Below are 24,958 nucleotides of genomic sequence, written 5' to 3'. Positions count from 1 at the left end.
TCGCACAAATCAAAACGCCTCATCCGATTGGATGAGGCGGTACGTCACTGTTCCATCAATTGTCCGAGATACGACTTCACGTCTTCAAGTGAAGCAGCGTCCGGGTTCCAGTAATAGATGCCGTCGCTTTCTTTCCCGCCCGTTCCTTCGAGGCGAAGGACGTCCTGGTTTTTGAAAGCAGCCATATAGTCGCTCGAGAGCGTCCGGATGTCTTTGAACGTCATGTTCGTCTTGGCGTTGTTGCCAAGCACGTCGAGCATGTTGTTGAACTTCGAGATCGAGAAGTCGTCTTTGCCTTTATTGACGAGCGCCGTGATGACGTCACGTTGACGCTCTTGGCGACCGAAGTCCCCGCTCGGGTCGTCATAGCGCATGCGCGTGTACGCCAGCGCCTCTGAACCGTTAAGCGTGAGTGCGCCCGGTTCGAACGTATGCTCACCTGACGTGAATGACAAGTTATTCGTCACGTTGACGCCGCCGAGCAGGTCGACCGTGTCTTGGAAGCCTTTCATGTCGACTTCGGCCACGTAATCGATCGGGATGTCGAGCAAGTTCTCGACCGTGTCGAGCGCCATCTCGGCTCCACCGAACGCATAGGCGTGGTTGATCTTATCAGACGTTTCTTTCCCGACGATCTCCGTCTTCGTGTCACGCGGGATGCTGAGCATCGCGCTTTGATCCGTGTTCGGGTTGAGCGTCATGACGATGATCGAGTCGCTGCGACCCTGCTCGTCGGCACGACGATCGACACCGAGGAGAAGGACCGAGATTGGCTTCTTATTTTCAATCGTTTCCGGTTGCATGCGCTCCGGGCTAAGGCCCGTCGACTCGTTCAACCGTTCGACGGTCGAATCGACTTGATTATATAAATATGTCGCCACCCCGACTCCAATGAGCAGGAACAGCCCTACTACGATTCCCGCGATGATCGCGATGCGTTTTACGGGTGAACTCTTTCTCCGGCGTTTCTTGACTCTCTTTTTCTTTTGCTCTTCCATGACATAGCACCTTTCTCGAACCTTTTAATGAATAAGACCAGGTTTTATTTTATCATGCAAATAATTTCGACTTTTTAAGAAATTTGTAAAAAAGGTAAATGTTTGTCGGCAAGTGTCGAAATATTCATTCGTTTTTAAATATCGGATTTCCCTCATGAATAGTTTAGTCTTCTGCCAACATTCCTTTGTAAGAGTACCACGCCTTGGTACAACTGAAACCGTTCTCACTTTTCACTCATATGTATAAGGTCCCATTTTTCTGTTAGAACTTTACTGGATTTATGTCGAATATACGTCGAATGTGTAATTTTTTAGGTCTGTTTCCTTATATTTAAAAACCTTTATGGGACAAATGGATGATTTTTTGTAATAATTGACTCATTCGTAATGTAAATGTAAATGAAAACCTATTAACTGGTCGGAGGAATCGGCAGATGCGTTATGTCGTCACGTGTTTTTTAGAGAAAAATGAGCTTTGTTCGTTTATCGTGTATGGAGGTTCGATTCATGAGGCATCGTCCACGTTCGAGAAGACGTTAAAGGTCGCGAGTCCTTTGAATGACTTCGTCAACTTGAGTGACGGGAAGCAAGTGAAGGTCGGGTCGATCCTCGCCTACCGCATCGATGAAGTGAAGCCCCTCTTTTGAAGTCCATCCATTTCGGGTAACCCTTATAAGGAAACCACTACAACGAACGGGGTGAACCGATATGGAATTAGGGATGATCGGACTTGGGAAGATGGGGTTGAACTTGGCACTCAACTTGACGGACAGTGGACACCGTGTGCTCGGCTACGACCCGGGCAACGTGTCGACGAGCCAGTTCGAGACGAAAAGTTCACTCGAAGAAGTCGTCGAAGGGCTCAAAGCGCCACGCGTCGTCTGGGTGATGGTACCGGCGGGCGACGTGACCGAGCACGTCTTGAACGACCTGCATGCGTTGTTGTCACCAGGGGATATCGTCATCGACGGTGGCAACTCGAACTATAAGGAATCGATGCGGCGGGCCGAGCACTTCAAAGACAAGCTCATCTATTTCTTTGACGTCGGTACGAGTGGCGGCATGGAAGGAGCGCGGCACGGCGCCTGCACGATGATCGGTGGAGATTTAGAGGCGTTCGGCAAAATCGAGGAATTGTTCCACGACGTGTCGACGGACAACGGCTATTTGTACGCCGGACCGAGTGGCAGTGGCCACTTCTTGAAGATGATCCATAACGGCATCGAGTACGGGATGATGCAGGCAATCGCCGAAGGGTTCGAGATTCTCGAGAAGAGCCCGTTCGAGTACGACCATGAGCAAGTCGCCCGCGTCTGGAACCACGGCTCGGTCGTCCGCTCGTGGCTAATGGAGCTGACCGAGAGCGCGTTCCATAAGGACGCGAAGCTCGACGAAATCAAAGGGGTCATGCATGCCTCAGGGGAAGGCAAGTGGACGGTCGAGACGGCGCTCGAGTACGGCGTGCCGGCTCCGGTCATCGCGATGTCGCTCATGATGCGGCAACGTTCGCTCGAAGAGGACACGTTCTCCGGGAAAGTCGTCGCCGCCCTTCGAAACGAGTTCGGCGGTCATGCGGTGGAGAAAAAATAATGAAATCAAACTAGTACTCGCTCTGATCGTGAGCAAATCTTTTAAAGGCGCCTTCGAGCGTCTTTTTTATGTTTGAATCACTGATTGTAAAGAAAGATCTCAGTCAACGATTCGACTGAAATCTTTCTGTTTTTTGCGCAATATTTTCTAGCGTGACAAATGTCTCTTTTATAAATTTCAAGGGAAATGTTACTACGAATGGAAAGTACAGCGATTACCTTCTTAAATGTACTATAATTTGTAAAATTCTAACCTTTAAAATTAGCTTATGATGAAAGGAGCACCGTATCTTGTGTTGAACAAGGAGTGGAAAAACATGTTGAAACTTCATGAATATCCGTTAAACGTCTCGAAAAATCTACACAAAGCCACAAGGGAAATCCTTTTTCGCCAACAGACGAACGATTGGCGAGATGTCGATTACACCTTCAATCGAATCGCCGACCAAGCGCTTCGCATCAGTGAACAAGATCATCGTTTCAAATTCGAAGGAGAGACGATGATCTATGAACCGATGACCATCCTCAAATTAACACGCACGTTCCCCGATGGTGGGGAGATCTCGTTCCAAATGATGTATCAACAGGAAGTAGACGAGGCTTATTTTGTCATTCGCGTATTGGATTACATAAGTCGTTTGAAAACAGCCTGGTTACCGCCTGGCTTTTTGTGCGCCGGACCGCATACTTATCAACACGTCCTCCAGTTCGAGCCTTGCTTAGTCAACGAGCATTTCATTGAACACATCATCGATTATATGATGAAGCAGAAAACGTTGATCGAGAAACGCATCAAACGCTACGGAAAACCTGTGCATCCAAGCGACACTCGTCCGTTCTTCGGTGAATAAGCATCAAAAAGGCGGCCGAGGCCGCCTTTCTCATTCCATTGTATTGCCTTCGGCCGGGATTGGCGTCTGCTTCAACATGTTCGCGAAATGGTACAAGTTGTACGCCATGACGCGTCCATTCTTTTTCGTGAAGGCGTTGTCGCGCCCGGCATCGATGTACGAGTCACCCGGTCCGGCCTCGCCAACCCAGTACGCGTCGACGTTCGGGGGGACGGTGAAGCCGATATGTGACAGGCCATACAGGATCGAAGCACAGGCGTGTTTCGCCCCGTCCTCGTTCCCCGTCACGACGACACCGCCGACCTTGTTGTAGTAGATGGCCTGGCCCTTGTCGTTCGTCAAAGCGCTGCCCCCATACAACCGCTCGATGACTTGCGTGGCGACGCTGCTCTTCTCGCCGAGCCAAAGCGGTGTCCCGATGATGAGGATGTCGGCGGCTTTGACTTTCTCAAAAATCTGGGGCCATGCATCCCCGTCCCCTTCATCCTCGGTCACGCCGAACGCGACGTTGTAGTCGACGACGCGGACGATCTCCGAGTCGACCTCGAGCTTATCGAAGTGCGGGATGATATCCTTCATCAATCCTTCCGTATGTGAGGTCGTGTCCCCGCCTTTCAAGGAACAGTTCAAGAATAAGGCTTTCATCGAATCCCTCCTTATAGTAGACAGTTAGGTGTTCCCCGCCCGTAGAAAGATTAATCTTGTCGACACGCTTGCCTTCACATGGGAAAATTAGGATAGATCAGATTCGGGAGGACTTGCCAATGACACGTTTCATTCATATAGCTGATTTACACCATGCGAGACATACCGGGAACGCCATCACGGCCGAACGGACGAGTTTTGCCACCCAAGCCGAGAAGCTCGCCCAGCTCGCGGAAGTCATTCGACATGAAAACATCAAGGCAGTGCTCATCGCCGGAGACATCGAAGTGAGCGACCCGGAAGATTTCGTCCCGTATTTGAAGACGTGGACCGCCCTCGGTGCATCCGTCTATTTGGTATACGGGGACCATGATATCAATCGGCTCGCTTATCACGACCGTTGGCGTCAGATTAAGCACGTGCATAGTTTCCTTCGACCCGGGTATGTCTTCGATGAAGCGCTCGGCGCCGCGATTTATGGGCTCAGCTGTGAGACGAACCAGACCAGGTTGAAAGAGGATGTCGCAAGGACGCCGATGCGAGACGACCCGTATCCGAACATCTTCCTCGGTCACGGGGACCGACAACGGTTCCCCACATCCGTCGTCGCCCGGCTCGGGTTCAGCTATTACGCCCTCGGTCATCATCATCGCTATGAGGTCACTCGACGTGGCGATGCCGACCTCGTCTATCCTGGTCATGTCTTCTCGGTGTGGGACGGATGCGGCAAGGCGTGGCCGACCGGCTATGTCATCGATGAGGTCACTCCTTCAGGGATCACACACGAGTTTCGACCGTTCACAGGTCCAGAGACGCGACGGCTCAGTTTCAATCCGTTCATCCGGGACGGGTCATGCATCTTGCTCACGCGCGACAATCTCGAGGGCTCGTCGGAACAATGGATTGAAGAGGACGAAACGGTGTTACGCGATTTCGTCCGCTCCACGTTGACCGCCTATCCTAATGATTATTTCGTCACACCGAGCCAATCGACAGGTTTTCCGACACGCCGGCTGTCGATGACCGGACGAACATTGCTGGAAGACGATGAACGATTCGAGGAATTTTTCGCCCGCAGTTTCAAGGCGACGAAGACGACGCAATAAAAATGACCCCCGATGGTTACATCGGGGGTCATTTCACAAACGTATGTTCGTTTCAAGGGACAGCGCAAACAAGCGCTCTCTTATTCGTTTCTTCTATTATTAGCGTAGCAAATCACGCAACATAAGTCTATTCTTTCTCGGCTTGAATCCGTACAGTGAAGACAGACCTACTGAAGGAGGACATTCATGGAAACATACCGCTGGGACCTCAACTTGAAAGTCCGCCTGTTCGGCGAAGGGCTGTTCAATCTGTTGTTTTGGATGTACTTCCCGTTCATCACCGTCTATTTCGCCCAGACGCTCGGCGTCGAACTGGCCGGTCTGCTCATGGCCGTGCCGCCGCTGTTCCTCCTCGCCGGGAGTTTATTAGGCGGATCGCTCGCCGACCAGGTCGGGCGCCGTCCCGTCATGCTCGTCGGGACGTTCGCGCAAAGTATCCTGTTTCTCGGTTTCGCCTTCTCGACGAACGCGATCGTCGACTATGTCACGTATATCGGCATCGGCTTCATGGGCGCCATCTACAAGCCTGCCAGTTCGGCCATGGTTGCCGATCTCGTACCGCCTGAGCACCTACGTGACGTATTCGCGACGTTCATGGCGTCGAACAATATCGGAGCCGTGCTCGGCCCCATCCTCGGGGCGGTCCTTTTTTTCGAGCATCGTCAGGCGCTGCTCCTCGGCTGTGCCCTCGTACTATTCGGATACGGGGTGCTGCTCGCGGCGCTCACCCATGAGACACGGCCGGGCTCGACCGGAAAGACAGTCGCGACGACATTCCGTACCCAGGGAAAATCGTATGCAACGATCCTGCGCGATCCGTTTTTCCGCCTCTACTTGATCGCCGGAGTGTTCGCCCTGATTCCGATCATGCAGCTCGACGTGTATTTACCGGTCTATTTGATCGAACAGGCCCCGGCCACATTCGATGTCTCGAACACGGTCCTGTTCGGCTGGCTCGTCGCCTATAACGGCCTGTTGTTCGTCGTCTTCATCATTCCTGTCACGCGCGCGTTCCGGGCGTGGGATGAACGACGCGTCTTCCTGTTGTCGACATTCCTCGCCGGCTTCGGGACGTTCCTCGTCGCCTTCTCGTCGAACGTCTGGTACTTGCTCGTCGTCACGACCGTGTTCACGTTCGGCGAGTTGATTCGCTCTCCGGTCAGCCAGAGCTTCGTCAGCCGCTATGCGCCTCCCGAATCACGCGGACAATACCTCGCGGCTGATACGCTCCAAAACACGATTGGTAAGTTCCTCGCGCCGGTAACGGTGCTCGCTTCAGGCTTCGTCTCCCCGCTCGCCGTGTTCACGCTCATCTTGCTGTCGGCGCTCGTCGGGATGGCGCTGTATTCGAAATTATTCCAACGACTTACGCAACAAGACGGATGACCGCGGTCATCCGTCTTTCGCCTGTCCATCGAATAATTCTTCGCCCCGCTTCACCCGACCGTCCGGGTACTTGTAGGCGACATGTTCGAGCGACAGTTTCGTCGGCGTGTCGAGTCCGGCCGCGGCCGCCATGTTGTAGAGTCCTTCCCGGAGCGAGATGATATAGTTCGTCACGCGGAAACTCTTCTCGTCGACGACGAGGGCGTGCTGCAGTTTCGGGTCGGTCGTCGCGACGCCGACCGGGCATCGGTTCGTATGGCACACTTGCGCCTGGATACAACCGACGTTGAACATGAGTCCGCGGGCGATATTGACGCAATCGGCCCCGAGCGCCAGGGCGACGGCAATCTTATCGGCCGTCACGAGCTTGCCGGAGGCGAACAAGGTGACGCGGTCACGGAGCCCATGTTCGACTAGTAAGCGATGCACGTACGGGAGCGCGGCCTTCAACGGCAGCCCGACCGTATCGGCGAGCTCTTGGTACGTCGCCCCGGTCCCGCCTTCCCCGCCGTCGACCGTGATGAAGTCAGGATGTTTCCCCGATGAGTCCATCTCTTGAATGAGCGCCTCGACGTCTGCGAGGCGTCCGACGACAAGCTTGATGCCGACGGGTTTGCCGCCGATGTCGCGCAAACGCTCGATGAAGCCGAGCAGTTCCCGGTCCGTCTTGAACTCGGAGAAGCGGTTCGGGCTGTCGATCGTCACGCCGACTTTGACGCTCCGGATGCGGGCAATCTCTTCCGTCACTTTTGAGCCCTCGATATGGCCACCCCTCGTCTTCGCGCCTTGGGCGAGCTTCAACTCGAAGGCGCGTACTTGTGGAATCTCGCTCTTCGCTTTAAACGCTACTTCCGAGAATGCCCCGTCCTCGGTCCGGACACCGAACAAGGCCGGCCCGATTTGACAGATGAGGTCGACCTCGCCTTTCAAGTGATGGTCCGACAGGCCACCTTCCCCGGTGTTCATCCATGTCCCTTTGGCCCGACCGAGCCCGATCGACAGCGCCGTGATGGCATTCTCGCCGAGCGAGCCGAAACTCATCGCGGATTGCCCGACGAGGCCGCGGACACGGAACGGTTCCCGACACGTCTGTTTTCCGATGACGATGCTGTCTTCTTCCATCAACAAGGACGGACCGACCTCGCGTTCGACGATCCGCTCTTTCCGCGTGAACAGGTTGTCCTCCTCGACTTGATACAGCCGCGTCGACACGGTGTCCCGGTTGTCGATGCGGAGCTCGTCCCGGTTCGTCGGGTAGAGCACGTTCTGGAGATAGAAGCCGCCGCCTTCGAAGTCCCGTTCCGAGCCGAATCCGATGATGCGCGACTTATATTTTCCGGAAATCACGGCCGCCTCGTAGTCGTTCCGGGAGAACGGTTTTGACTCATTGTCGTTCAAGAACAAGTATTGGCGCATCTCAGGCCCGACCTTCTCCAAGATGTAACGCACCTTGCCGAGGATCGGGAAGTTCCGGAGGACGGAGTGCTCGCGCTGGTGGCGGTCCTTCCGCCAAAGGTACAAGATGAACAGGAACGGGGCGGCAATCGTCGATACCATCAGGACGAGCACGATGGCGAGCATCGTCGTATTCACGGACATGGCGTGGCCTCCTTCAACTAGACAAATAACCCGTCCCGACCGATTCGGGACAGGTCAACTTATTTTGGTATGGTGACGTCGTCAAATTGCTCGTCGCGACAAAGTGTGATCGCCTGCATCGCGAGTTGATAGTCGTCTTGCGGCAGACTGATCAACTCGGTCGGGAGCACCCATTCTTTATTGTTGTACAAGTGAATGACGAGTTTCACGAGGATGAAGTCTTGTTTCTCGAACGTGTTGTCGTCGATGATGGTGGCCGTGCTGATTTTGCCTTGCTCGAGGTCCATGTACGGCAAGAGAAGGTTTCGCACCCGTTCGTTCCCGGCGATGACATAAAGGGCGGAGAAATACTCTTTCTTGACGTCTCCGGGACTCTTGAGGCGCTGGGCCAACTGTTTGAACACGTCGTAGTGCTCGGTCGTCAAGAAGTTAAGGTTATTCATATCGGTCGTTCCTCTCTGTATAAACGAAAATCAATCTGTTTATACTAATTCCACCCTTTTGCACTTTATAATCCTCAGGTGATACCCATACCCCTACTTGTATCTGTAAATCTTTTTCAAAAATCAGGTTTTTATACATATTGATTGTGCATATACAAGACAACAGGCTCCGTCATAATTTAGATGCTCCGAGCCGGGTCGAGAAACGCGTTCATCAAATGACACGCAAATAAGAAAAAGACTGGCCCGAGGGTCAGTCTTTTCACATGCGTCGAAGCGAGATGGCTTCGCGCATCTTCTGGAGCGATTCTCTACCTTCTTCCCCGCGCCGCATCATGACGACGGTGAACAAGGCGTCGATTAGACTGAGCTCGGCGATTCGCGAGGCGAGCGCCTCGGAGCGAAACTCCGTCTCTTGCGACACGGTATAGAGGGCGACGTCACACAGCTTCGAGAGCGGTGACTTCGCATAGTTCGTGATGGCGATCGTCGGCACGCCGCGCTCGTTCAATACTTTCGCCACGTCGAGCGTATCTTTCGAGGCACCCGAGTGCGAAATGAGGACGGCGACGTCATCTTCCGTCAGCTGTGACGCCGACATGAGCTGCATGTGCGACTCGAGGTTCGCCGTGACGAACAGGCCGCTCCGGACGAACTTATGGTAGGCGTCGAGCGCGATGACGGCCGAACCGCCGCTCCCGAAGAACTCGATGCGGCGGGCCGACAACAGCAGGGCGACCGACTTGTCGAGCGAGGCCGCGTCCAAGATTTGCCGGGTCGCCTCGAGCGTCTTCACGTTCGAAGTGAATATCTTCTCGGCGATTTCATGTGGCGTGTCTTCGTTCGAGATGTCTTCATGGATGTCTTGGAGCGGCGCGACGACGTCAGTGGCGAGCGCAATCTTCAGCGCCTGATAACCTTTGAAGCCAACGCGCTGACAGAAACGGAACACGGTCGACTCGGCGACGTCGAGGTCGTCAGCGACTTGGTTGATCGTATGGTGGATGATGCGTTCGGGCTGTTTCAAGATATAGTCGGCGATGCGTTGCTCTTTCTTGCTCAGTGTCGTATAGGCCCCACGAATCCGGGCCAGGCCGTTCATCGATTCCATGTGTCTCACCCTTTTTTCTTTTAACGATACCTTTTCGAAAAAAATTCCGCAATCTCTATTGAAAATAGAATTTAATTTGATATTATAGTGGAGAGATGGAAAAAAATTCGATTTAGAGGTGACGATATGCAAATCGGTTTGATTGGATTAGGCAAGATGGGATACAACTTGGCGCTCAACTTGAGCGACCACGGTCATACGGTCGTCGGGACGGACGCCGGGAACGTCGAGGCGACATCGAAGTTTGAGATCGTACCAACGCTCGAAGACGTCATCAACTCGCTCGAGACGCCACGCGTCGTCTGGGCGATGGTTCCGGCCGGTGACATCACCGAGACCGTACTGGCAGAACTGCTCGAGAAGCTCGATCCGGGTGACATCGTCATCGACGGGGGGAACTCGAACTACAAGCTGTCGGTCGCACGCGCCGAACAGTTCAGCGCCAAAGGCATCGCCTTCTTCGACTGCGGGACGAGCGGGGGCACGGAAGGCGCCCGTAACGGCGCCTGCACGATGGTCGGCGGAGACGCCGACGCCTGGCCGACGATCGAGCCGATCTTCAAAGACCTCTCGGTCGAGAACGGCTACTTGTACACGGGACTGGCCGGCAGCGGCCACTTCTTGAAGATGATCCACAACGGCATCGAGTACGGCATGATGCAGGCGATCGCCGAAGGGTTCGACATCTTGGAGAAGAGCCCGTTCGATTACGACTACGAGCAAGTCGCCCGCGTCTGGAACCACGGATCGGTCGTCCGCTCATGGCTCATGGAACTCACTGAGAACGCGTTCTCGAAAGACGCGAAACTCGACGACATCCGTGGCGTCATGCATTCCTCAGGGGAAGGAAAATGGACGGTCGAGACAGCGCTCGAGTTGCAGGCGGCGGCTCCGGTCATCGCCATGTCGCTCATGATGCGCTATCGCTCGCTCGAGGACGACACGTTCTCAGGGAAAGTCGTCGCCGCACTCCGTAACGAGTTCGGGGGCCACGCGGTCGTCAAGAAATAACCGCAAGGAAAAGGTCAGGGGTGGCCTTTTCCTTTGGTAATATTTGTAAACGGTTACACGTAAAATAAAGGGGGAACTACATAATGTCTGGCTCTACGCTTATACTTATCGCAGTCGCAGGGATTTTCTTGCTCTTATTCTTGGTCATGCGGACGAAGCTTCACGCGTTCGTCTCACTTCTCCTCGTCAGTCTACTCGTCGGGATCGCGGCCGGCATGCCGCTCGGGGACGTCATCGCCTCGATTCAGAACGGGATGGGCGGCACGCTCGGTTTTGTCGCCGTCGTCGTCGGTCTCGGAGCCATGTTCGGGAAGATGTTAGAAGTATCGGGTGGCGCGGAACGCCTCGCCCAGACGCTCGTCAATAAGTTTGGCGAAGACAAGGCGCAATGGGCGCTCGCCATCACCGGCTTCATCGTCGCCGTGCCGGTCTTCTTCGACGTCGGTTTCATCATTCTCGTGCCGATTGTCTACGGTCTCGCCAAAAAGACGGGCCGCTCGCTCCTCTACTACGGGATCCCGTTGCTTGCAGGTCTCGCTGTCACGCACAGCTTCATCCCGCCGACACCAGGTCCGATTGCCGTCGCCAACTTGATTGGGGCCGAGCTCGGCTGGGTCATCTTATTCGGGGTCATCGCCGGGATTCCGGCCGCGATTTTGGCCGGTCCGGTTTTCGGAAAATATATCGCGAACAAGATTCAAGTCAACATTCCAGACTATATGGAATTCGAAGAGATTGACACGTCGAAAGAGTTGCCGAGCTTCAAGATGATCGTCTCGCTCATCTCGATCCCGCTCGTCTTGATCCTCGCGAACACGTTGTCTACCGTCTTATTAGAAGAAGGCAACAGCATCCGCACGTTCTTCACGTTCATGGGTCACCCGTTCGTCGCCTTGACGCTCGCGACGTTGCTCACGTTCATCTTCCTCGGCACACGCCGCGGCTATACGCGTGACGAAGTGCAAGAGATTGCGACGAAAGCGCTCGAACCGGCCGGGATCATCATTCTCGTCACCGGTGCCGGTGGCGTGTTCAAACAAGTGTTGATCGACTCAGGTGTCGGTGACGTACTCGGGGAAATGATGGCCGGGTCACCGCTGCCGGCCATCGTGCTCGCCTTCTTGATCGCGACCGTTGTCCGTGTCGCCCAAGGTTCGGCGACCGTCTCGATGGTCACGGCGGCAGGACTCATCACGCCGCTTCTCGAAATCCAGAATATCACCGGTGCCGCGCTCGGCCTCATCGTCATCGCGATCGCCTCTGGTGCGACCGTCTTGTCTCACGTCAACGACTCAGGGTTCTGGCTCGTCAACCGCTACTTCGGGCTTGACGTGAAAGACACGCTCAAGTCGTGGACCGTCATGGAAACGATTATCGGATTGACTGGCTTCGCGGTCGTCTTCTTGATCAGCTTGTTCATTATTTAAGTTAGGAAGTGATGTGTATGTACACGATTGGCGTCGATATCGGGACGACGAGCACAAAAGCCGTCCTGTTCCATAACCAGCAACAACTCGCGGTACATAACGTGTTGTACCCGCTCCTCACCCCGGACACGGAGACGGCCGAGCAAGACCCGGTCGTCATCTACGGGGCCGTGCTCGAGGCAATCTCGGCCGTCCGCGCCAAAGCCGACGGTCCGGTCCGCTTCGCTTCATTCAGCTCGGCGATGCACAGCCTGATCGCGCTCGACGCATTAGGTCGCCCGCTCACCCACAGCATCACCTGGGCCGATAGCCGGGCCAACCCGTATACGCAAGAGATCAAACGGAACTTCGACGCGAGCGCGCTCCATATGCGCACCGGCACCCCGGTCCATCCGATGGCGCCGCTGTCGAAGCTGCGTTGGCTGAAACATGAGCATCCGGACGTGTTCCAGCAGGCAACCAAGTTCGTCTCCATCAAAGAGTACGTCTTCTATCGCCTGACCGGCCGCTTCGTCATCGACCATTCCATCGCCTCAGCGACCGGGTTGTTCAACTTGAAGAACTGCGACTGGGATGCGGAGGCGCTCGACGTCGCCGGAGTCACGCCCGAGCAACTGTCCGAACTCGTTCCGATGACGGAGATTTTGTCGCTTAAATCGGATGTTGTTGAGACGCTCGGTTGGGACTTCCCGCTCGTCATCGGGGCGAGCGACGGGGTGTTGTCGAACCTCGGTGTCGGGGCGTTCGAACAAGGTGTCGTCGCCGTCACAATCGGGACGAGCGGTGCCATCCGCACGGTCGTCCGGGAACCGGTCGAGGACCCGAAAGGACGCATCTTCTGTTACGCCTTGACCGACAAGCATTGGGTCATCGGCGGACCGGTCAATAACGGCGGCATCATCCTGCGCTGGCTCCGCGACGAGTTCGCGGCGAGCGAGGTCGAGACGGCGAAACGGCTCGGGATGGACGCCTATGATGTGTTGACGCGCATCGCCGAAACGGTCAAACCGGGATCGGACGGTCTGTTGTTCCACCCGTACTTGATGGGGGAACGGGCCCCGCTCTGGGACTCGAACGCACGCGGTTCGTTCTTCGGCTTGAGTATCCACCATAAGCGCGAGCACTTCATCCGCTCCGTGTTAGAAGGTGTCATCTTCAACTTGTATACGGTCATGCTGGCGCTCGACGAGTTGACGGGCGCACCGAACCGGATTCATGCGACGGGTGGGTTCGCCCAGTCGAGCCTGTGGCGCCAGATGATGGCCGACATTTTCGATACGCCGGTCGTCGTACCGGAGAGTCATGAGAGCTCATGCTTAGGTGCTGTCATGCTCGGCGAGTATGCGTTTGGGGACATCGACGACTTCACGGCCGTGCCGCAAGTCACGCATGAACATGCGCCAAATCATGAAGCAACAACGATTTATCGGGAGTTGCTGCCGATTTATATCCGGCTCTCTCGTCATCTCGCGGAAGAGTATGAAGCGATTTCCGCGTTCCAAAGGAAGCATGTATAGGAAGAGGCCGAGTTCATCGTGAACTCGGCCCTTCGTTTACCGCTCGTACGTCACCATGACGAACTGTCCGGACGCGCGTTGGCTCGTCAGTTTCAACTTCGTCTCTTTCGTGCCTTCTGGGAAGAGAGGAATCCCTTCGCCTAGCACGACCGGGGCGATGGCAATCTCATAGCTGTCGATCAAGTCGTGCTCCATCGCCGCCTTGATGACCTCGCCTCCTCCAACGATCCAAATGTCTCCGTCGATGTCTTGCTTCAATCGTTTGACGAGCTGCTCGATCGGCTCATCCGTGAACGTGACGTGCTCGGCTTCACGGTTCGGGTTACGTGTCAAAATATAGTTCGGGATGTTCGCGTACGGATAATGATTGTCCTCGAGCCGGAGCACTTCCTCGTATGTCTTCCGTCCCATGATGACCGCTCCGACCGTCTTGAAAAAGTCCGCGTAGCCGTTGTCCTCTTCCCCCTCGACCGCGAACAACCAATCGAGTTGGTCGTTCGTTCGGGCAATTTTTCCATCTAAACTCGTCGCGATATATAAGACGACGTTTGCCATGATGAATTCCTCCTTGATTCGTGATACATTCAGCTTACTTGATAAACACGACAAAACATGACGGGAATGGATAAGGTGAAAAAACGACATCTGCACTTGATTCGATTGTTGAATCGCGGGCGCCGGTTCACGGCGGATGAACTCGCTCTTGAGACAGGTGCCTCGGTTCGGACGATTCAGCGCGACATGTTGACGCTCGAGGAGCTCGGCTATCCGATTTGGAGCGTCCCCGGAACGGGTGGCGGTTATGAGATGTTGCCGAACCGCCTGCTTCCCCCGCTCCAGCTCCGGGAACAGGAAGCGGTCGCGCTCTACCTCACCCTCAAATGGATGGAACAGATTCCGGACGTGCCGTTCGGGGACATGCGGGACACGTTGTCCGACTGGTACGTCAACGAGTTGCCGCACGACCTCGAGACGAAAATCGCTCGGCTCGAAAAGAATATCCTTTGGCTCGGGAATCAGACCGTCCCACCGGCGCCGTTCACGAAAGACGTATTTCAGGCGGTCGAGCAACGGCGCAACATTGAGATGACGTACGCGACGACGAAAGGATCACGCACGTTCACGATTGCACCTGCTGGGATGGCGCTCCTCGATTTGAAATGGTACGTATTCGGTCTCTCGGATTACGGCCTGCGCCAATATCGCATCGACCGGATTGAAGCGATGCGCCTGCTCGATGAGACGTTCGAAGCGGACGACTTGGCGACGCTCCTCGAGGCGAGTGACGAACGAAGCGGTGTGACCGTTCGGCTCAAGCTCACCCCGCTCGGCCGCCGTCTGCTTGAAGACGTATTACCCGATATCAGCGAAAAGAATGAGTGGGACGTGCCGGAAGCCGAACTCCCGTTCTTGTCGCGGCAATTACTCGCGGCCGGGGCGGAAGTCGAGGTCGTCGAGCCGATTGAACTGCGGGAAATGATGCGGGAGCAAGCGGAGCGGTTATTGAACCGGTATCGTTAATCAAATCGATGCTTTGTCCTCATGTAAGAATTGTCTTTATATGGTAATATGAGTCCATATTGCTACATGTAAAGGAGCGTTCGCATAACCAAGCTATCGTTTTCAAAATTATTTGTCTCAATCAGTGTCATCTCATTGTTCGCTATCATGGTGTACCTTAACGTCTCGACGCTCGAACTGAACGAGACGATCGGTTCAGGGCTGTTCTACTTGAAAGGCTATTATGAGGAAGGCAACATGATCGTCACCGAGCAAGGGATTGGCGTCATCACGTTACCGCTCGCCATCGGTCTCGTCGCTTCGACACTCATCAAAGGCGCTCAATTTTATCGTGCCTCGTCGGTTACGAACTAACCTTCTCATCTCGGACAAAGAGCCCAACCGTAAATCGGTTGAGCTCTTTTTTCAATTCGCTTGGTCCATCTCTTTATGCAGTTTGAGCAACTCATTCTTGTACAAATCCGAGCGTCCTCCAAAGATGGCCTGGATGTTATTTTTCACTTTCACGACCCCGGCTGCCCCGAGTGCCTTCAACTCGTCCTCATCGATTTGGGACACATCTTTCAATTCGACACGGAGACGTGTGAAACAGGCATCGATATCGATGATGTTGTCACGGCCACCGAGCGCCTCTTGAATGGCAAGTGCCGTCGTTTGGATTGATGTCTTTCCTGATTTCTTTTCATTGTAGTCTTTGCGGGTAAACAGTTTCGTCTCTTGTCCCCCTCGGCCCGGCGTCGCCAAGTTCCATTTTTTAATCGCGAACGTGAAGATGCCGTAATAGACGAAGAAGAATCCGGCCCCAACGACGAGGTTCATCCACCAGCGCGGCGTCCCTGGCAACACATTCACCAAGACATAGTCAATCAATCCCGAGCCACCGGCCCAGCCGATATGGGCGTCAAGAGCGTACATGAACGCAAACGACACCCCTGTCAACACACTATGCACGACGTAAAGAAGTGGTGCAATGAATAAGAACGTGAACTCGATCGGTTCGGTGATCCCGGTCAAGAACGCCGTCCCTGCCGCTGCGAGCAAGAGGCCACGCACGACGGGACGCTTGTCCGGGTCGGCCTGACGGTACATGGCGAACGCCGCTCCAAGAAGACCGAACATGACGATCGGGAACTTGCCGGCCATAAAGCGTCCGGCCGTCACGTCGACACCTTCTGCGATTTGAGCGAGGAAAATATATTGGTCCCCGCTCACAATCGAACCGCCAACCGTCGCCGTGCCGCCAAGTGACGTCCATAAGAACGGTGCGTACCAGATGTGATGTAATCCGGTCGGAATCAATAACCGTTCGAGCATTCCGTATAACCCGACGTAAGCCGGATTCGTCGCATCACTCGCGATGACATTCGCCATCGCTGTGAGGCCGGTCTGAATCGGCGGCCAAATGAGCATCATAAAGAAACCGAGCAAGATGGAGAAGAATACCATGACGATACCGACCGAACGATCTCCGGCGAAAAAGCCGAGCATCTCTGGCGGGTTGAACGTGTGGAATTTTTTATACACCCAGACCGCAAGCAAGCCGACCGCGATCCCACCGAGCACACCCGTCTCAAGTGACGGGATACCGAGCAACATGCCGTACTCCCCGCTCTCATCCGCCATTTCCGGTGTGATCCCAAGGGCAATCGAAATCGTCGTGTTCATGATGACGTAGCCGACGAGTGCGGCAAGTGCCGCAATTCCCGACCCGCCGGACAGACCAACCGCGACGCCAATCGCAAAGATGATTGGCAAGTTGGCGAAGATGCTCAACCCGAATTGAAGCATCCCGGCACTGATCGCTTCGACCGTCCCGTTCTGTAAAAACGTCCAACTTTCTGCAAGCGGACCTGTTAGCGCCGCGCCGAGACCAAGTAAAATACCGGCCGCCGGCAAGAGCGCGACTGGTACCATGAGCGCCTTCCCGAATTTTTGAAATACCCCGAACCATTAACTCATTTGATTCACTCCTCATGTGTAAGCGTTATCAATTCACAAAACGAACAAAGGGGAATAACTCCCCTTCGTCTTTAGCGTGCGACCGTCTCCCGTTGTTTGAGGGCCGGCCAATAGTTTTCGTTCTCGTTAATCAAATCGTCAAGGATTTGACGGGCGACCGGCGCATCGACGACGGTCCGGTTGAGCGTGAGTGCCTGGAGTGCCTTTTCATAGCTGTTCTCGAAATAGGCGTCGACGACGAGCTGTTCGTAGGCGAGCTGTCCTTCAATCATCCCTTTGTAGAAGCGAGGAATGTGTCCGACAGCGAACGGTTTCGGTCCACGGTTCGTGAGCATCGCCGGCACTTCGACCATCGCATCATCCGGCAAGTTAGCGATGATGCCGTCGTTCTTCACCATGACGATGAAGATGTCGCCATTGTTGTAGGCGATTGACGCTGCGACGCGAATCATGTAGCAACCGTGGATGTCGACTTCAAGATGCACGTTCTCAAGTGAGTCGTCAGCGATGATTTGATCGCACATCGAGAAGACCCGATGCTGGCGGCCGTTGATGACTTGACGGGCCCGCGTGTTCTCCACATCTTCCTTCTCCGCCATGTCGGACGGATACAAATAATACTGAAGGTACGTGTTCGGCAAATATTCCGGGAAATCGGTGAGCATCTTCTCGACTTGCTTGAACGTCTTGATCCAAGATGGGTCGTTTGCGATCTCTGAGTCTTCTGGGATGAACCCGTCCTCTAAGATGGCGCGCTTGATGTCTTCCGTCAACTCATTGCCTTCTTTGTCATAGATGCCTGTGAACCAACCGAAGTGGTTGAGGCCGAAGTATTCCGGCACGAGATCCCAAATTTCTTTGCCGAGAATCTTCGCGTAGCTCACCATGATTGCAGCCGGCATATCACAGATATTCAAAATCTTTTTGTCATTCGGGTAGGCACGCTTCAACGCCTCGGCGACGATTGCGGCCGGATTCGTATAATTTAAGATCCAACCGTCCGGTGAGCCTTGGCGGATGTCTGCGACGAGATCAATCATGTCCCCAATCGACCGCATCCCATACGACATCCCGCCCGGTCCACACGTCTCTTGTCCAACCACGCCGTGACGGAGCGGAATCTGTTCATCTTTCTCGCGCATCTCCAGGCCGCCCGTTCGAATTTGAACGAAGAAGAAGTCCTTGTCGCGGAAGGCGTATTCTTTGTCCGTCGTATACTCGAACAGCTCGAGCTCTGGGTAATGCTCACGCAAGATGATTTCAGTCGCTTTGGCGACACGCTCCTGGCGCTCACCATCCGTATCGTAAAACGTGATGGAACGTAGTGGGAAGTGAGCCTTCTCTTCGATCAAGCTCATAATCATACCGATTGTGTACGTGCTGCCGCCACCGACGACGACGAGGCGTTGTCCTTGTTTCATGTGTGTGTTCCCCTTTCGAATACATATCTAATTGATTACAATACAAATTTAATACATATTATTTTAAACGTCAACAATATTTTTGAAAACATTTTACTTTGTGTATACTAGAAGTATGAATTTAGGTCGAAATCGGAGGGTCAGTCATGAAAGCAAAATCACCGCTCTACCAACAAGTCGCCCACAAAATGCGCACGTTTATCGAGTCCGGCACGTGGGCGCCCGGTGAGGCGATCCCGACCGAGGCTCAACTCGTCGAAGAGTTCAGCGTCAGTCGAGTGACTGTCCGGCAGGCGGTCAAATTGCTCCAAGAGGAAGGTCTCTTATGGAAACGACAGGGCAGCGGCACATACGTCCAGTCCGAAAAAATTGAACACAACATGTACGAATTAAAAAGCTTCACGGAAGACATGAAACGAGAAGGGAAAGAAGTGACGAACAAAGTGCTCACCTTCACGTTACAGCCACCGAGTGAGAAAGTGCGAGAGGCACTCGAACTCGAAGATGGCGAGCTCGTCTTCTACGTGAGGCGCCAACGATTCGCAGACGGCGAACCGCTCATCGTCGAGGACACATACTTGCCGCTAAAGCTGTTCCCCGACTTGACGTACGAAGTGATGTCGCAATCGAAGTACGCTTATATCGAAGAAATCAAACAGTTCAAGATTGCGGACAGCGTCCAAGAGTTCATCCCGGTGCTCCCGACAAAAGAGATTGCCGAGATGCTCGGAGTGAGTGAACGAACGCCCGTACTCAAAGTCGAACTCTATTCGTTTCTTATGGATGGCAGTCGGTTTGAGTTCACAGAAACGTATTTCAAGAGTGAAGAATACCGCTTCATCATCCGCGCCGGACGAAGACATTAAAAAGGACCTGTGAATCACAGCGATTCACAGGTCCTTCGTCAGTTAATGACGATCGACAACTTATAATTGACGTACTTGCTGAGCCCGTCCAAAAAGGCGTTCAGCTCTTGGTTCGACGGGAAGCGGCATTCCAAGACGTAACAGCCGTCCCCGCTCACCTTGTAGTTATTGCGGACGTACGGCCGGTGCTCCTCGAGGAACATGAGATACGGGTCGTGGAACGTGCTCGACGTAAAGATGGTGATCATCGCGTGGACCGGTAACCCGAGCTTGTCCTCGTTCACGCGAATCGTATACCCTTCGATGATGCCGAGGTCTTCGAGCTTCTTGACGCGCGTCGCCGTCGCCTGCCCGGTCAAGTGCACGTGTGCCCCGAGTTCTTTCATCGTTATCCGGCTGTTCGCCTGTAGCGCCTCGATGATGAGGCGATCTGTTGGATCGAGCATAGGTGACTCCTTTCACGATTCAAGCCAATCCGTCCAAACACTTGATTCGTGTTATGTATGAAACGACGGCTGCTTGTTAGACTGTACATACATTATAGCTAAAAGGAGAGATTTTTCTATGCACGTACAACTGATCCGTAATGCCACACTCCGCGTCGAATACGCCGGAAAGACGTTCCTCATCGACCCGTTCCTCGGGGAGAAAGGGGCCTATCCCCCGTTCCCGAACTCGGCACGGCAAGACGCTAATCCATTGGCCGACCTGCCAATCGCGATCGACGACATCCTGACAGGCGTCGATGCCGTCATCTTGACCCACCTGCATCTCGACCACTACGACGAGGTCGCAAAACAAGTTCTGCCGAAAGCGATCCCGCTGTTCGTTCAAAACGAGGATGATTTGACTGTCATCGAAGGCGACGGCTTCACGAACGTGACCGTGTTGAGCGACACGACAGCATTCGAAGGAATCAACCTCACGAAGACAGCTGGGGAGCACGGTCGCGGTCCGATTTTAGAAATGGCCGGTCTCGTGTGCGGTGTCGTCTTCACCCACCCTACGGAACAGACGCTCTATGTCGCCGGGGACACGGTTTGGTATGACGAAGTCGCCAAGACGATTCAAGCGCATCAACCAGCAGTCATCGTCGTCAACGCCGGGGACAACCAATTCGTCGAAGGCGGGTCGCTCGTCATGAACGAAGAGGACGTCCGCCATGTGCATGAGGCGGCTCCAGCCGCGACGATTATCGCGGTCCATATGGAAGCGGTCAATCATTGGAAGTTGTCGCGTCCTGACTTACGTGCCTATGCGGCATCACATGGCTTCGCCGATCAACTCATCGTTCCAGAAGACGGCGAGACGATTTCACGCTAACGAAACGACGGCCTGACCTTTCACGTCAGGGGCATTTTCAGCTTCATTTTTGAATCCTTTTTGTGGTATTCTATGCTTCATACCGATGCCATGTCACCCGTTTTTTGCCTCGAGGGAGTTTTGTGAGAATGAAGAAACGCGTCATTTTGCTCATGTCCATCTTTTTGTTAATCAGCTCCCTGTCTCAGGCGGCGATCCCGAAACCGAAAGCTTATAACGACCGCAGTCTCATCTATTTGACGCTCGATGACGGACCGAACCGGAAGACGGGCGCGCTGCTCGATGTCTTGAAGAAGCATCGGGTGAAGGCGACCTTCTTCATTCTTGGGAAGAATATCAAGGGCAATGAGCACCTCATCCGACGCATCGTCGCCGAAGGCCATCTCATTGCCTTGCATGGGATGACACACGTGCGCGAGGAGTTTTATGCGTCGCCGATGACGGCCGTGCGTCAAATGAAGGACGTGCAACGTCTCATATATGAAGTGACAGGCATCCATACGAACATGGCCCGCACGATTTACGGTAGTGACGCAGGCATGACGCCTGCGCACTGGCAAGCGATGGACGAGGCCGGTTTTGAGATTTGGGACTGGAACGTCGGCAGTCTCGATCATATTTATAAGAAAGACAACGCGCCAATCGAGCAGCGTGTGTTCAATCGGCTCGAGGCGAATTACAAGATGAATATCGCCTCGATCATCTTGGCGCACGATCACTCGATGACACCGAAAGCGCTCGATACGATTATCCGCTATGCGAAAGAACGCGACTATGAGTTTCGGACGTTAGAAGGGGTGCATCCCCCGTACAACTTTTTCAATCCGTGGGAACCGAACGAATGAAACATGCTGAGTCTACGTGGACTCAGCTTTTTGTTTGCTCGAAACTTTATGTTCTTTACGCCGTATACAATAGGAACAACCAGCAAAGGTGGAACCCACATGCAACTCGACGTCCGAACGTTTCCTAAATCATTTCTCGATGGTCAATTCGATTCGATTTATAGCCAGACGACCGACTCATTCAAACAACAGACCTCGCTCGACACGTTCTACCAGCTCGCCACTTCATTCAATGAAGGTGTTCGCCGCTATCGTGTGGTCAATGACATGAAGTTGAACGGTAGCCGTCACCTCGTCTGGATGGATGACCGGAAGGAACGTGTGCTGAGCGCGACGTTCAATCAGGACGACCTCATCGAGGAACTACTCATGACGCCATATCAACCCGATTCGAGGGGCGACCGTCGCTTCACGAAACATACATACCACCTTCCGTTCACGGATGACTGGCTCGTCGTATCAGGCGGCACACACCCTGGTGAGAATAGGCATTATCCGGAACGCGCGCAACGATACGCCTACGACTTCATTAAAGTGAACAACAACTGGTCATACAACAAGACAAAATCCGGGAACCACTCGTTTTATGCGTTCGGGGAACGGATCATCACACCATTGGACGGGACGGTTGTGGTGGTTGTCGATGATGTACCGGACGTTTCGGATTCGAACCATCCCTTTGGTAATCACGTCATCCTCGAGCATGCCAATGGCGAGTACAGTCTCCTCGCCCACCTCGAGGCCGGCTCGATCGCCGTCAACGTCGGGGACCATGTCAAGACACGCCAATTGATCGGTCGCTGCGGGAACTCGGGGGATTCGTCTGAACCGCAACTCCACTTCCAAGTGATGGACAGTCCTGACTTGGCATCCGCCACCTCGATTCGGATTCGTCTAAAAGGAAGAAAGAATCCGGTTCGTGGTCAAATCGTCAGACCGAAACAGTCCAACTCGTTGGATCGCACGAACTTAGCCGCTGACTTTTTATTCGAACTCGCGCTCGCCGTTCCTAGACTCCTGTTTAACTTTTGGCGGTAATCGTTAACTACAAAAAATGTCCCCGCATCGATGGATGTGGGGACATTGCTGTTACATCTCGAGTTCTGTGAACGCAAGCGGGACGAGCTCTTCCAGCGTCACTTCTTTCACGTCGGCGTTGCCGTTCGTGAGCAATACTTTGAAGTCCGGGTCGCCGAACTCGACGAGCACTTGGCGGCAGATGCTGCATGGCGGCAAGAAGTCGACCGTGTCGCCTGACACCGCGACGGCTTCGAAGTCACCTTTTTTATAGCCTTGCGCGACCGCTGTGAAGATGGCCGTACGCTCGGCACAGTTCGTCGCACCGAACGAGACGTTCTCGACGTTGACGCCGTCGATGACCGTACCGTCCTTCATGAGAAGCGCTGCTCCGACGCGGAAGTTCGAATACGGCGAGTAGGCGTTCTCTTTCACTTGGCGGGCACGCTCGACTAATTGTTGTTGGTTCATGGGATCATGGTCCTCTCTGACTCGAAATGAACTGATGCCAGTTCCCGGCCTCTCTTTTTGGGCAGGATTTTTAGCATACACCTCAAGCGATAGAGAAGTCAATGAATTTTTGAAAGCGGTCACAATCTTTTATCAGTTTTGAAACGTCAGCTCGACCGTCCCGCTCCCGAGTAGTGGTGCAAGCGTGGAGAAGTCCTCGACCCGACCGATGCGCGTATATGCATAGCTCGTCTCGACGTCTTTATAAAACAAGACGAGACAGTCATCGCCATACAGCATGACATCCCCGGCTCGAATCGAACCGCCACGTTCCGGGTTCGTCGGGAACGGTTCATCGAAATAGAAATATTTCTCGTTCTGATGCAAGTCCTGCATCGACAACGTGAGCGGCAGACGGGCTTGGAGCGCTTCGGCTGTCGGGTTGGTTTCGAAACGTATTGAGACGTTTAGTTCTTCCACTTGTGACGTCACTCCTTCCTGATTCTCCGGCTTCCTCACCGTGTCGTCCCCACACCCAGCGAGAAACAACATGGAAGCGACTAATCCGAGCCGGATGACGTTCATGACGTCTGAACGACACGGGCCGGTGTCCCGGCGACCGTCACATTGTCCGGGACGTCTTTCGTCACCGTCGCGTCAGCTGCGACGATGGCGTTCTCGCCGATGGTGACACCCGGCAAAATCGTCGCCCCAGCCCCGATCCAGCCGTTCCGTTTCACGCGAATCGGCTTCGTGATCAAGCCGCGCCGTTCGGTCGGGTCGGTCGGATGGTTGACCGTCAACAGTTTGGCGAACGGGCCGATCAAGACGTGGTCCTCGATGTCGATGCCTCCGAGATCGGTGAACATGACACCACGGTTGATGAAGATGTCTGTCCCGAGCGTGATGTGTTTCCCGAAATCGGTATAGAACGGCGGCAGCACCGTGACCGAGTCCGCGACGTCTTGCCCAAGTAGCTCCGAGAGCGTCCGCTGGAACTCGTCTTTCGGCAAGTACTGATAGTTCAGGCGCATGAGTGTCGGCTCGATGGCTCGTTGAATGTGATGAATCTCTTTAAAGACGGCTTCACCCGCAGCGATCGTTCGGCCGGACACGCGTTCTCTCAATCCGCTACCCATCATCACACCTGTTGTTTCGTCGGACGGATGATGAGGTTGCTTACAGAGACCCGGTCCGGCGTATCGATGGCATAGACGACCGCTTCAGCCACGTCCTCACTCGTCAATCCCCACTCGGTTTGCGCCTCATGGAGCGCCTGGGCGGCTTGTTTGTCGCTGATCGTGTTGTACAGCTCGGTCTGGACGGCTCCCGGCGAGATAATCGTCGATTTGACGTTGTTCTCGCGCTGTTCTTGGCGCAAGCCTTCCATGATGGCGCGGACCGCGAACTTCGTCCCGCAGTAGACGGCCGACTCCGGATAGACAACGTGGCCGGCCACCGAATCGGTCGCGATGATATGACCCGACTGTTGACGTTCCATGATTGGAAGCACGGCGGCAATCCCGTTCAACACCCCGGTCACGTTCACATCGAGCATGGCCTGCCATTCGTCACGGCGACCGTCGACGAGCGGGGCTGTCGGCATGATCCCGGCGTTATTGAACAAGACATCGACTTTCCCGAACGTGTCGAGTGCCGTCTTCACGACCGCCTCGACGGCTTCGTAGTCCGTGACATCAGCTTGCTGGATGACGATGTCGGCCTCGGGATGCTTCGCTTGGATGGCTTCCAACCGGTCGAGACGACGAGCGACGAGCACAAGTTTCGCGCCCCGTTCGGCCAACAGATGAGCCGTCGCTTCCCCGATTCCGCTTGACGCTCCCATGATGATGACAACTTTATTGATGGTCAT

Annotated in this window: 27 protein-coding genes; 14 read left to right on the top strand and 13 right to left on the bottom strand. The window is 54.4% G+C overall.

Annotated features, from left to right (window positions below; translation table 11 throughout):
- Positions 1-44: 44 nt before the first annotated feature.
- On the bottom strand, positions 45-998 hold the full coding sequence (locus KNP60_RS02030) for an LCP family glycopolymer transferase (RefSeq protein ID WP_214796778.1): 954 nt from the start codon (positions 996-998) through the stop codon (positions 45-47).
- Positions 999-1,432: 434 nt separating this feature from the next.
- Here KNP60_RS02030 and KNP60_RS02025 point away from each other — a divergent pair, with 434 nt between their 5' ends.
- The 3 genes from KNP60_RS02025 to KNP60_RS02015 all read left to right on the top strand — a co-directional run bounded on the left by KNP60_RS02025 (position 1,433) and on the right by KNP60_RS02015 (position 3,438).
- Complete coding sequence (locus KNP60_RS02025) at positions 1,433-1,645, top strand: hypothetical protein (protein WP_034779072.1); 213 nt, start codon at positions 1,433-1,435, stop codon at positions 1,643-1,645.
- A gap of 61 nt (positions 1,646-1,706) precedes the next feature.
- A complete protein-coding gene (gene gnd, locus KNP60_RS02020; protein ID WP_214796777.1) occupies positions 1,707-2,588 on the top strand; it encodes a phosphogluconate dehydrogenase (NAD(+)-dependent, decarboxylating) in 882 nt (293 codons plus the stop codon).
- A gap of 316 nt (positions 2,589-2,904) precedes the next feature.
- Positions 2,905-3,438 (top strand): hypothetical protein, encoded by a 534-nt coding sequence (locus KNP60_RS02015; RefSeq protein WP_214796776.1) that lies wholly within the window; start codon positions 2,905-2,907, stop codon positions 3,436-3,438.
- A gap of 30 nt (positions 3,439-3,468) precedes the next feature.
- Here the strand turns inward: KNP60_RS02015 and KNP60_RS02010 are convergent, their stop codons facing one another.
- Positions 3,469-4,083 carry a flavodoxin family protein gene (locus KNP60_RS02010; RefSeq protein ID WP_214796775.1) on the bottom strand — a complete coding sequence of 205 codons (615 nt, stop codon included), beginning with the start codon at positions 4,081-4,083 and terminating at the stop codon, positions 3,469-3,471.
- A 119-nt stretch (positions 4,084-4,202) separates the two neighbouring features.
- Here KNP60_RS02010 and KNP60_RS02005 point away from each other — a divergent pair, with 119 nt between their 5' ends.
- Both KNP60_RS02005 and KNP60_RS02000 read left to right on the top strand, forming a co-directional pair.
- The gene (locus KNP60_RS02005; protein WP_214796774.1) at positions 4,203-5,189 is read left to right on the top strand and encodes a metallophosphoesterase family protein; all 987 of its coding nucleotides are present in this window, start codon (positions 4,203-4,205) and stop codon (positions 5,187-5,189) included.
- Between the two features lie 186 nt (positions 5,190-5,375).
- Complete coding sequence (locus KNP60_RS02000) at positions 5,376-6,575, top strand: MDR family MFS transporter (RefSeq protein WP_214796773.1); 1,200 nt, start codon at positions 5,376-5,378, stop codon at positions 6,573-6,575.
- A gap of 6 nt (positions 6,576-6,581) precedes the next feature.
- Here the strand turns inward: KNP60_RS02000 and KNP60_RS01995 are convergent, their stop codons facing one another.
- The 3 genes from KNP60_RS01995 to KNP60_RS01985 form a co-directional block, all read right to left on the bottom strand.
- Complete coding sequence (locus KNP60_RS01995; RefSeq protein WP_214796772.1) at positions 6,582-8,174, bottom strand: FMN-binding glutamate synthase family protein; 1,593 nt, start codon at positions 8,172-8,174, stop codon at positions 6,582-6,584.
- A 59-nt stretch (positions 8,175-8,233) separates the two neighbouring features.
- Positions 8,234-8,617, bottom strand: coding sequence for a hypothetical protein (locus KNP60_RS01990; RefSeq protein ID WP_034779079.1), 384 nt, complete (start codon positions 8,615-8,617; stop codon positions 8,234-8,236).
- A gap of 262 nt (positions 8,618-8,879) precedes the next feature.
- Positions 8,880-9,728: a MurR/RpiR family transcriptional regulator gene (locus KNP60_RS01985; RefSeq protein WP_214796771.1), complete on the bottom strand. Its 849-nt coding sequence runs from the start codon at positions 9,726-9,728 to the stop codon at positions 8,880-8,882.
- Positions 9,729-9,854: 126 nt separating this feature from the next.
- On the opposite strand from KNP60_RS01985, the gene gnd (KNP60_RS01980) reads away from it, so the two are divergent.
- From gnd (KNP60_RS01980) to gntK, 3 genes are all read left to right on the top strand, one after another.
- Positions 9,855-10,739 (top strand): phosphogluconate dehydrogenase (NAD(+)-dependent, decarboxylating), encoded by an 885-nt coding sequence (gnd, locus tag KNP60_RS01980; protein WP_214796770.1) that lies wholly within the window; start codon positions 9,855-9,857, stop codon positions 10,737-10,739.
- Between the two features lie 83 nt (positions 10,740-10,822).
- The gene (locus KNP60_RS01975) at positions 10,823-12,166 is read left to right on the top strand and encodes a GntT/GntP/DsdX family permease (RefSeq protein ID WP_214796769.1); all 1,344 of its coding nucleotides are present in this window, start codon (positions 10,823-10,825) and stop codon (positions 12,164-12,166) included.
- Positions 12,167-12,183: 17 nt separating this feature from the next.
- The gene (gntK, locus tag KNP60_RS01970) at positions 12,184-13,683 is read left to right on the top strand and encodes a gluconokinase (RefSeq protein ID WP_214796768.1); all 1,500 of its coding nucleotides are present in this window, start codon (positions 12,184-12,186) and stop codon (positions 13,681-13,683) included.
- A 36-nt stretch (positions 13,684-13,719) separates the two neighbouring features.
- Here gntK and KNP60_RS01965 read toward each other — a convergent pair whose 3' ends face one another.
- On the bottom strand, positions 13,720-14,238 hold the full coding sequence (locus KNP60_RS01965; RefSeq protein WP_214796767.1) for a dihydrofolate reductase family protein: 519 nt from the start codon (positions 14,236-14,238) through the stop codon (positions 13,720-13,722).
- Positions 14,239-14,304: 66 nt separating this feature from the next.
- Between KNP60_RS01965 and KNP60_RS01960 the strand changes: the two genes are divergently transcribed.
- Both KNP60_RS01960 and KNP60_RS01955 read left to right on the top strand, forming a co-directional pair.
- Positions 14,305-15,204 carry a helix-turn-helix transcriptional regulator gene (locus KNP60_RS01960; RefSeq protein ID WP_214796766.1) on the top strand — a complete coding sequence of 300 codons (900 nt, stop codon included), beginning with the start codon at positions 14,305-14,307 and terminating at the stop codon, positions 15,202-15,204.
- A 135-nt stretch (positions 15,205-15,339) separates the two neighbouring features.
- Positions 15,340-15,558 (top strand): hypothetical protein, encoded by a 219-nt coding sequence (locus tag KNP60_RS01955; protein ID WP_214796765.1) that lies wholly within the window; start codon positions 15,340-15,342, stop codon positions 15,556-15,558.
- A 51-nt stretch (positions 15,559-15,609) separates the two neighbouring features.
- Here KNP60_RS01955 and KNP60_RS01950 read toward each other — a convergent pair whose 3' ends face one another.
- Both KNP60_RS01950 and KNP60_RS01945 read right to left on the bottom strand, forming a co-directional pair.
- On the bottom strand, positions 15,610-17,118 hold the full coding sequence (locus KNP60_RS01950; RefSeq protein WP_214796764.1) for a PTS transporter subunit EIIC: 1,509 nt from the start codon (positions 17,116-17,118) through the stop codon (positions 15,610-15,612).
- Between the two features lie 116 nt (positions 17,119-17,234).
- Positions 17,235-18,584 carry a 6-phospho-alpha-glucosidase gene (locus KNP60_RS01945; RefSeq protein ID WP_214796763.1) on the bottom strand — a complete coding sequence of 450 codons (1,350 nt, stop codon included), beginning with the start codon at positions 18,582-18,584 and terminating at the stop codon, positions 17,235-17,237.
- A gap of 146 nt (positions 18,585-18,730) precedes the next feature.
- Between KNP60_RS01945 and KNP60_RS01940 the strand changes: the two genes are divergently transcribed.
- Positions 18,731-19,450, top strand: a complete 720-nt coding sequence (locus tag KNP60_RS01940; protein ID WP_214792307.1) for a GntR family transcriptional regulator — start codon at positions 18,731-18,733, stop codon at positions 19,448-19,450.
- Positions 19,451-19,488: 38 nt separating this feature from the next.
- On the opposite strand, the gene KNP60_RS01935 is transcribed toward KNP60_RS01940, so the two are convergent.
- Entirely contained in the window at positions 19,489-19,896 is a 408-nt protein-coding gene (locus KNP60_RS01935; RefSeq protein ID WP_029594764.1) for an Lrp/AsnC family transcriptional regulator, read from the bottom strand.
- A gap of 118 nt (positions 19,897-20,014) precedes the next feature.
- Here KNP60_RS01935 and KNP60_RS01930 point away from each other — a divergent pair, with 118 nt between their 5' ends.
- The 3 genes from KNP60_RS01930 (at position 20,015) to KNP60_RS01920 (ending at position 22,656) form a co-directional block, all read left to right on the top strand.
- Positions 20,015-20,773, top strand: coding sequence for an MBL fold metallo-hydrolase (locus tag KNP60_RS01930; RefSeq protein ID WP_214796762.1), 759 nt, complete (start codon positions 20,015-20,017; stop codon positions 20,771-20,773).
- 128 nt (positions 20,774-20,901) lie between these two features.
- The gene (locus tag KNP60_RS01925) at positions 20,902-21,618 is read left to right on the top strand and encodes a polysaccharide deacetylase family protein (RefSeq protein ID WP_214796761.1); all 717 of its coding nucleotides are present in this window, start codon (positions 20,902-20,904) and stop codon (positions 21,616-21,618) included.
- Positions 21,619-21,717: 99 nt separating this feature from the next.
- Complete coding sequence (locus KNP60_RS01920; protein WP_214796760.1) at positions 21,718-22,656, top strand: M23 family metallopeptidase; 939 nt, start codon at positions 21,718-21,720, stop codon at positions 22,654-22,656.
- Positions 22,657-22,707: 51 nt separating this feature from the next.
- On the opposite strand, the gene KNP60_RS01915 is transcribed toward KNP60_RS01920, so the two are convergent.
- The 4 genes from KNP60_RS01915 to KNP60_RS01900 form a co-directional block, all read right to left on the bottom strand.
- Entirely contained in the window at positions 22,708-23,106 is a 399-nt protein-coding gene (locus tag KNP60_RS01915; protein WP_021066236.1) for a cytidine deaminase, read from the bottom strand.
- Positions 23,107-23,238: 132 nt separating this feature from the next.
- Entirely contained in the window at positions 23,239-23,565 is a 327-nt protein-coding gene (locus KNP60_RS01910) for a cyclophilin-like fold protein (protein ID WP_214796759.1), read from the bottom strand.
- 101 nt (positions 23,566-23,666) lie between these two features.
- Positions 23,667-24,227: a sugar O-acetyltransferase gene (locus KNP60_RS01905; protein WP_214796993.1), complete on the bottom strand. Its 561-nt coding sequence runs from the start codon at positions 24,225-24,227 to the stop codon at positions 23,667-23,669.
- Complete coding sequence (locus KNP60_RS01900; RefSeq protein ID WP_251131294.1) at positions 24,227-24,958, bottom strand: SDR family oxidoreductase; 732 nt, start codon at positions 24,956-24,958, stop codon at positions 24,227-24,229. The genes KNP60_RS01905 and KNP60_RS01900 overlap by 1 nt, the downstream gene beginning before the upstream one ends.

Source organism: Exiguobacterium sp. s5, assembly GCF_018618075.1.
Taxonomy (GTDB): domain Bacteria; phylum Bacillota; class Bacilli; order Exiguobacteriales; family Exiguobacteriaceae; genus Exiguobacterium; species Exiguobacterium mexicanum_A.
Note: the sequence above shows the minus strand (reverse complement) of the source record. Positions and strands in the feature narration are given on the sequence as shown.